We start from the raw sequence: 7128 nt of genomic DNA, 5'->3' as shown, positions 1-7128 counted from the left end.
TCGGCGCGCTCGGCGAGGCCGGTGCGCCTGAGTTCGAGCCGCTCGATCTCGACCGAGGCGCTGTCCTCGGCGCGGCCCGCCTCGCGCAGCGCCGCCGTGGCCTCGGCTTCGGCGCGCCGGCCGGCATCGGCGGCGACGCGCGCCTTGTCCATCGCCGCGCGCGCATCGGTACTTCGCGCCTCGGCTGTCTCCATCGCCTCTGCCGCGTCAGGCAGCGCCGTCTCGATCTCGGCGAGACGATTGACCCGGATCAGCCGCTCGGCGGCGGCCGCGCCGAGCCCGCTCGCGACATAGCCGTCCCAGCGGCGCAGCTTGCCGTCAAGCGTGACCATCCGCTGGCCGACGGCGAGCGTGGCGCCGCTATCCGCGTCGGCGACCGCGACCTGCTGCAACCGGCGGAGCAGGGCCGCCGGCGCCTCGACATGGTCGGCGAGCGCTTCGGTGCCGGCGGGCAGCGAAGGATCGCCCGGCTGCGGCGCGGCGCCCGTCCAGCGGCGCGGGCCGTCGCCGCTCAGCGCGGCGTCGAGATCCTCGCCCAAAGCCGCGGCCAGCGCGCGCTCATAGCCGGGCGCGGCCTTGATGTGATTGATCGCGCGGTCGCCGCCCGAGGTCTCGACCGCCTTGATCAGGGCATGCGCCTCCGAGCGCAGCGCGGCGAGCGCGGCGCGGGCCGCGGCGGCCTCGCTTTCGGCGGCGTCGCGCGCGGCGGCGGCCTGCTGGCGCTCCGTTTCGGCGGCGGCGATGGCGGCGCTCGCGGCTTCGAGCCCGCGCTCGGCCTCGGCGCGCGCCTTTCGTGCCGATTCCAGGGCATCGCTCAGCGGCGCGGCATCGCCGATCCCGCCGAGCTGCTCGGCGATGCGAGCCGCTTCGGCTTCGGCGCGGGCGAGCTTCTGCCGCGCCGCCGCGAGCGCCGACTCGGCGACCCGCGCCTCGGCCTGCTCGCCCGCCTGCACTGCGCGGGCCTGGCCCAAAGCCGTCTCGGCGGCGCGGGCGTCATCCTCATGCGCGACGCTGCGGACGTCGATCGTGCCCTTTGCCGCCTCGGCCTCGGCGAGCCGTGCCGCGATCGCCGCCAATTCGGCATCGAGCCGGTCAAGCGCGGCGGCGGCGTCCTCGCGCAACGCCTCCTCGCGCGCGCGGTCGGCGGCGAGCGTGCGGCGGCGCTCATTGAGCTCGTCGATCCGGCGCTGGACGCCGTCGCGCTCGGCGCGGAGCGCGGCGAGCTTGTGGCCCAGCGCGGAGGCCTGCTCGCGCGCCGCCTCGGCGGCCTTGCGGCGCTCCGCCAGAGCCGTCGCGGCCTCGGTCTGCCAGGCGGCGGCGGCGCGCTGCGCCTCGCCGGCGCGGGCGACCGCCTGTTCGGCCGCCTCGGCTTCCATCCGCGCCGCATCCGCGGCCTCGGTCGCTTCCTCCCAACGGGCGAAGACCAGACGGGCCTCGGTGACGCGGATCTGGTCGGAGAGCTTGCGGTAGCGCTCGGCGGCGCGCGCCTGGCGCTTCAGCGCATTGGCGCGCAACTCCATGTCGCCGAGCACCTCGTCGAGCCTGATCAGATTGGCCTCGGCCGCGCGGAGCTTCTGCTCGGCGTCCTTGCGGCGGACGTGCAGGCCGGCGATCCCCGCCGCTTCCTCGAGCATCAGCCGCCGCTCGGTCGGCTTGGCGGCGATCACCGCGCTGATCTTGCCCTGGCTGACCAAAGCGGGCGAATGGGCGCCGGTGGCGGCGTCGGCGAAGAGCAAGGCGACGTCCTTGGCGCGGACGTCGCGGCCGTTGATCCGATAGGCGGAACCGGCGGCACGCTCGATGCGGCGGGTGACCTCGACCTCGCCGATCGGGGCGACGCCGCTGTCGTCAAGCTGCCGCTCGACCAGCAGCGAGACCTCGGCGAAGTCGCGCGCGGGGCGTGTCGCCGTGCCGGCGAAGATGACGTCGTCCATGCCGGCGCCGCGCATCGATTTGGGCGAACTCTCGCCCATCACCCAGCGGATCGCCTCGAGCACGTTCGATTTGCCGCAGCCATTCGGGCCGACGATGCCGGTGAGGCCCGGCTCGATCCGAAGCTCGGCCGGCTCGACGAAGCTCTTGAACCCGGAAAGCTTGAGGCGCCTGACCCGCATCAGCTTTTGCCTTGTGCCCCCCGCGGGCGCATCAGCGGCCTCTCAGCAGCGGCTCGAGCGTCGCCCAGGTGCCGGCGCTGCCCGCGATCCGGCCGTTGATCGCGAAGGTCGGCGTGCCGGTGACGCCATAGCGGTCGGCCGCCTCGCGCATCTGGATCACCCGGTCGAGCCGCGCCTGATCGGCCATGCAAGTATCGGCCTCGGCCGGCGTAACGCCGTGGCGGGCGGCGATCGCGTCGAGCCCGGCGATCGCCGCCACGCGCCGCAGCCGCTGCAGGTCGTTGAGGCCCTGCATCTCCTGCCGCTGCGCGGCGCTCATCGCCTCCACCCGGCCCATCCACTGCGCCTGGCTGGCGAGGATGGCATGGTTGAGCGCGAAATAGTTCTGCGGTGCCGCGCAGCGGCTGAGCAAAGCCGCAGCCAGATCGAGCCCGTTCAGGACGAAATTGCGATATTCGAGGCTGACCCGTCCGCTGCGGACATAGTTCATCAGCCCGGGCGCGCCTTCCTCGGCGAAGGACGCGCAATGAGGGCAGGTCAGCGAGAGATATTCGACGACCTTCACCGGCGCCTGCGGATTGCCCATCCGGAAGCCGCCCTCGGCAGTCGCCGTGACGACCTGGGTCCAGTCGCGCTGGCGCGGCGCGGTGCGCTCCTGCGCGGGCGCGCTCGCCAGGGGCGCGATCAGTGCCGCGGCGAGCGCGAGGGCGAGCAGGCGCGGCCTCAACTCAGCCTCCGATCGCGGCGCGCAGCAGCGGCTCGAGCTGCTGCCAGCTCGACGCTTCCTGGCGCTGGCCGTTGATGATGAAGGTCGGGGTACCGTTGACGCCCTCCTGGCTGGTCGCGCGGTTGAGATTGTCGGCGAGCTGCTGCGCGGCGCCCATATTGCCCAGGCACTGGTTGAAGCGGGCCTCGGGCATGCCGCGCCGGGCGAAGAAGGTGTCGAGCTCCATCGCCCGCGCGAGCGGCGCCAGCTGCTGCTCCGGCGGCAGCGCCGCGACCGCCTGCGCCCCGCTCTGGTAGCGGTCGAGGATTTCGGGCTGCTGGCTGTAAATCTGCTCGATCGTCGGGAAGAAGCCGCCCGTCCCCTGGCAGTCCGAGAGCATGGCGAGAGCGACATCGGGCGCGCCGTGGATGACGAGGTGGCGGAACTCCCAGCTGACCTGGCCGGAGCGGATATAGGTGTCGCGCAGCGCCGCGGTCGCGGTCTCGGAGAAGGCGCGGCAGGCGGGGCAGGTCAGCGAGCCATATTCGACCAGCTTCACCGGCGCTTGCGGATTGCCCATGACGAAGCCGCCCTCGGCGGTCTGGCTGACCGTTTGTGTCCAATCGCCATTGTTGGGCGCCGGGATCTGGGTGAGCTGCGGCGGGGCGGTCACGTTTCCGGCGAGATTGGCGTCGCCGCCTTCGCCGCAGCCGGCGAGGAGCAGGGCGAGCGCGAGGGCGCCGGTGCTGAGCTTGGCTTTGATCACTTCTTCTCTCCAATTCTGCCGACGACCGGGATCGTCGAGACGACGGGAATGGCTTCCCCTTCGCCGGAGGCGAGCCCGCGCGCAAGGGATTCGAGGCAGGCGCGCAGCTCCGGATCGACCACTTCGCGCAGGGAATCGCCGAGCTCGGCGGGGATCGGCTTGAGCGACGATGGGGCGGGGCGGGGCTTCGTCCGCGCGACCTGGACAACGCCCTGCCGGAAGCTCAGCCGCTCGACCGCCGGATAGCCGAAGAAGCGGTTGACCCGCTCGACGATCTCGGGGCCGACATGCTGCATCATCGGCGCGTGCGCGCCTTCGACGACGAGGGTGAGCGTGCCGCCGCTCTTCCTGCCGTGCGGGAAGCGGATCGATTCCGGGGCGGAGACGGCGGCGTAGCGGACCCCGACGATCTCGCGCCAGCGGCTGACGATCGAGGACTGGACGAAGCCGAAGCGGCGGAAGGCGGCGCCGCCGGCCGCCGGCAGCAGGTCGGATACGGCACGCATGCGACGCGCGCGGGCCGGCGCCGCGACCTGCTTCTTGCGCTTCTCCTTGTCGCTCGTCACCTGTTTCACCTTGGCCGGGAGCATGGCATAGGCGGCCCATGCCAGTCGATGCCTCAACGGCTCTTTTGTGTTGGTATGCTGTGGATAAGCGGCTTCTGCCGTGGCGGGCGGAGGCCGGCGAGACGCCCGACCCCTATCGCGTCTGGCTCTCCGAGATCATGCTCCAGCAGACCACGGTCGCGGCGGTGAAGCCTTATTTCGCCGCGTTCACCGCGCGCTGGCCGACGACCGAGGCGCTGGCCGCGGCCGAGGATGCGGAGGTGATGCGGGCCTGGGCCGGGCTCGGTTATTATGCCCGCGCCCGCAACCTGCTCGCCTGCGCCCGCGCCGTCGTCGCCGGGCACGGCGGGCGCTTTCCCGAGGACGAGGCGACGCTGCTGAAGCTGCCGGGGATCGGGCCCTATACGGCCGCCGCGATCGTCGCGATCGGTTTCGGCAAGCGCGCGGTCGCGGTCGACGGCAATGTCGAGCGGGTGGTCTCGCGGCTGTTCGCGGTGAAGGAGCAACTGCCCGGCTCGCGCAAGGCGATCCGCGCGCTGGCCGACCGGCTGGTGCCCGAGCAAGGCGCCGGCGACGTCGCGCAGGCGATGATGGATTTGGGCTCGGCGATCTGCACGCCGCGCAATCCGGCCTGCCCGCGCTGCCCGCTCAATGCGCAATGCGCCGCCTTCGCCGAGGGCGATCCGGCGCGCTATCCGGTCAAGGCGCCGAAGGCGGCGCGGCCCCGGCGCGAAGGCATTGCCTATTGGCTCGAGCGCGAGGGCGAGGTGCTGCTCGTCCGCCGCCCGGCCAATGGGCTGCTCGGCGGAATGCTCGCCCTCCCCGAGGCGCCGCCCGCAAAAGCCGACTGGCACGAGGCCGGCGCGGTAGACCACATCTTCACTCATTTCGAACTGACCATGAAGCTGCACTGCGCGGAAACGGCGCGAGGCCCGGACGGCATAGACCGTTACGACGGTCTATGGTGGCCGGTCGAGCGGATCGGCGAGGCGGGCCTCCCCACCCTGTTCGCCAAGCTCGCCGCGCGCGGCCTGGAATGGCGGGACGCGGCATGAGACGCCTGCTGATGATCCTGCTGCTGATGCTAGCCGCGCCGGCCGGGGCCGAGACCATCGAGATCGGCTACGGGCCAGACCCGCGGCAGCGAATGGACTGGACCCCGATGGAGGGCCGCCGCGCCCCGCTCGTCCTGTTCATCCACGGCGGCGCCTGGAGCTTCGGCGACAAACGCATCGCCGCGCACGTGATGACGCATTTCCATGGGCTCGGCTATGCCGTTGCCTCGATCAACTATCGCCTGATCCCGGACGTGACCGTCACTCAGCAGGCGGAAGACGTGGCCCTCGCGCTCGCCTTCCTCATGCGGATCCGTAACGTCGATCCGGACCGGGTGATCCTGATCGGTCACAGCGCCGGGGCCCATCTCGCCGCTCTGGTCGGCACCGATCCGCGCTATCTCGCCGCGCACCGGCTTTCGCCCTCGGCGATCGCTGGAATCGTGCTGCTCGACGGCGCCGGCTACGACATCCCGCGCCAGATCGACGCGGCCGGGCCGCTGCTGCGGCGCATCTACCTGCGCGCGTTCGGCCGCGACGCGGCGATGCGGCGGGCGCTCTCGCCGATCGTCCACACGGCAGCGCCCCATGCCGGTGAGTTCCTGATCCTCCACGTCGCCTCGCGCCGTGATTCGCGTGCCCAGTCCGAGTCGCTGGGCGCCGCGCTCCGCACCGCCGGCACCCCGGCCACCGTTGAAGCGGTCGACGGCACCCACAGCTCGATCGTCCGCGGCTTCGGCCAGCCCGGCCACCGCGCCACCTCCCTCACCGACGCGTTCGCCGCGCGCGTTGCCCCGGTGGAGCGATGAGCGTCGGCTTCACCGGCGCCGGGCTCGACCGGGCGGATCATCTCCGGCTCGACGCGGCGCGGCTGGCGGAGTTCGTCGGTCACGCAGAGGCCCGGCTGCTCCGGCTCGCTGAGCTCGATCCAGTGCTCGACGGCGAGGGGCGGCTCGACTGGGCGCCGCTGAACGGAAGCGAGGAGCTGATCTTCCTTGGGCTCGAGGAGGGCGTGCCGCATTTCGCGCCTTTGATCCGGACCGAGGCGATCGGCCGCCGCGCCTGGGGCGTGTTCCGCCTGCTCGCCCTGATGAGCCCCAGGGATGCGGCGATCTGGGGCGCGGCTCGGGCGCTGAACGAATGGCACAATCGCCATCGCTATTGCGGGATTTGCAGCGCGCCCGCCGCCTCGTTCCGCGCCGGCTGGGGGCGCAAATGCTCGGGCTGCGGCGCCGAGCATTTCCCGCGCGTCGATCCGGTCGTGATCATGCTCGCCGAGTATGAGGGCCGCGTCCTCCTCGCCCGCCAGCATCAATATCCCGAAGGGCGCTATTCGGCGCTCGCCGGTTTCGTCGAGCCCGGCGAATCGATCGAGGAGGCGGTGGCGCGCGAGCTGATGGAGGAGGCGGGGGTCGCGGTGTCAAACGTGCGCTATGTCGCGAGCCAGCCCTGGCCCTTTCCCGGCTCGCTGATGATCGCTTGCGTCGCGCGGGCGGAAGCGGACGCGATCCGGCTCGACACAACCGAGCTGGAGGATGCGATGTGGGTCGATCTGGCCGGGGTCGAGGCGGCGCTGGCGGGCGATCCGCAAGCGCCCTTTCTCGCGCCGCCGCCTTTCGCCATTGCCAACACCTTGCTCGCGCGCTGGAGCGCGGAGCAGCAGCGGGAGAGAGACTGATGAAAGCCTGGACGATTTCCGCGGCGCTGGGCGCCGCCTTATTGGCCGGTTGCGCGGGCGGTCCTTCGATGCAGCCGGCGCGGCTCAATGTGACACTGACCGGCCTCCAGGAAGTCCCCGGCCCGGGCGATCCCGACGGCACCGGCACGGTCGAGGTGCGGGTGGATCCGCGCGACGGCAATCTCTGCTGGAATCTCTATGCCCGCCAGATCGACCCGGCGACGGCGGCGCATATCCATCGCG

Annotated in this window: 8 protein-coding genes; 4 read left to right on the top strand and 4 right to left on the bottom strand. The window is 72.1% G+C overall.

What is annotated here, in order from left to right:
- The 4 genes from ACT4N8_RS03720 to ACT4N8_RS03705 form a co-directional block, all read right to left on the bottom strand.
- Window positions 1-2114: AAA family ATPase (locus tag ACT4N8_RS03720; RefSeq protein WP_444856789.1), on the bottom strand; the 2114-nt coding region annotated here is incomplete at its 3' end.
- 31 nt (window positions 2115-2145) lie between these two features.
- On the bottom strand, window positions 2146-2841 hold the full coding sequence (locus ACT4N8_RS03715; RefSeq protein WP_444856788.1) for a thioredoxin domain-containing protein: 696 nt from the start codon (window positions 2839-2841) through the stop codon (window positions 2146-2148).
- Window position 2842: 1 nt separating this feature from the next.
- Window positions 2843-3586 (bottom strand): DsbA family protein, encoded by a 744-nt coding sequence (locus ACT4N8_RS03710; RefSeq protein WP_444856787.1) that lies wholly within the window; start codon window positions 3584-3586, stop codon window positions 2843-2845.
- Window positions 3583-4176, bottom strand: a complete 594-nt coding sequence (locus ACT4N8_RS03705; protein WP_444856790.1) for a DUF721 domain-containing protein — start codon at window positions 4174-4176, stop codon at window positions 3583-3585. The genes ACT4N8_RS03710 and ACT4N8_RS03705 overlap by 4 nt, the downstream gene beginning before the upstream one ends.
- Window positions 4177-4190: 14 nt before the next feature.
- Between ACT4N8_RS03705 and mutY the strand changes: the two genes are divergently transcribed.
- From mutY to ACT4N8_RS03685, 4 genes are all read left to right on the top strand, one after another.
- Window positions 4191-5207, top strand: a complete 1017-nt coding sequence (gene mutY / locus ACT4N8_RS03700; RefSeq protein WP_444856786.1) for an A/G-specific adenine glycosylase — start codon at window positions 4191-4193, stop codon at window positions 5205-5207.
- Window positions 5204-6016 (top strand): alpha/beta hydrolase, encoded by an 813-nt coding sequence (locus ACT4N8_RS03695; RefSeq protein WP_444856785.1) that lies wholly within the window; start codon window positions 5204-5206, stop codon window positions 6014-6016. The genes mutY and ACT4N8_RS03695 overlap by 4 nt, the downstream gene beginning before the upstream one ends.
- Window positions 6013-6885 (top strand): NAD(+) diphosphatase, encoded by an 873-nt coding sequence (gene nudC, locus ACT4N8_RS03690; protein ID WP_444856784.1) that lies wholly within the window; start codon window positions 6013-6015, stop codon window positions 6883-6885. The genes ACT4N8_RS03695 and nudC overlap by 4 nt, the downstream gene beginning before the upstream one ends.
- Window positions 6885-7128: CHRD domain-containing protein (locus tag ACT4N8_RS03685; RefSeq protein ID WP_444856783.1), on the top strand; the 244-nt coding region annotated here is incomplete at its 3' end. The genes nudC and ACT4N8_RS03685, both read left to right, overlap by 1 nt.

The sequence above is a fragment of the Sphingosinicella sp. genome, from assembly GCF_052387495.1.
Taxonomy (GTDB): Bacteria; Pseudomonadota; Alphaproteobacteria; order Sphingomonadales; family Sphingomonadaceae; genus Allosphingosinicella.
The sequence above is the reverse complement of the archived record's forward strand: the minus strand, read 5'-3'. Positions and strand labels throughout refer to the sequence as shown.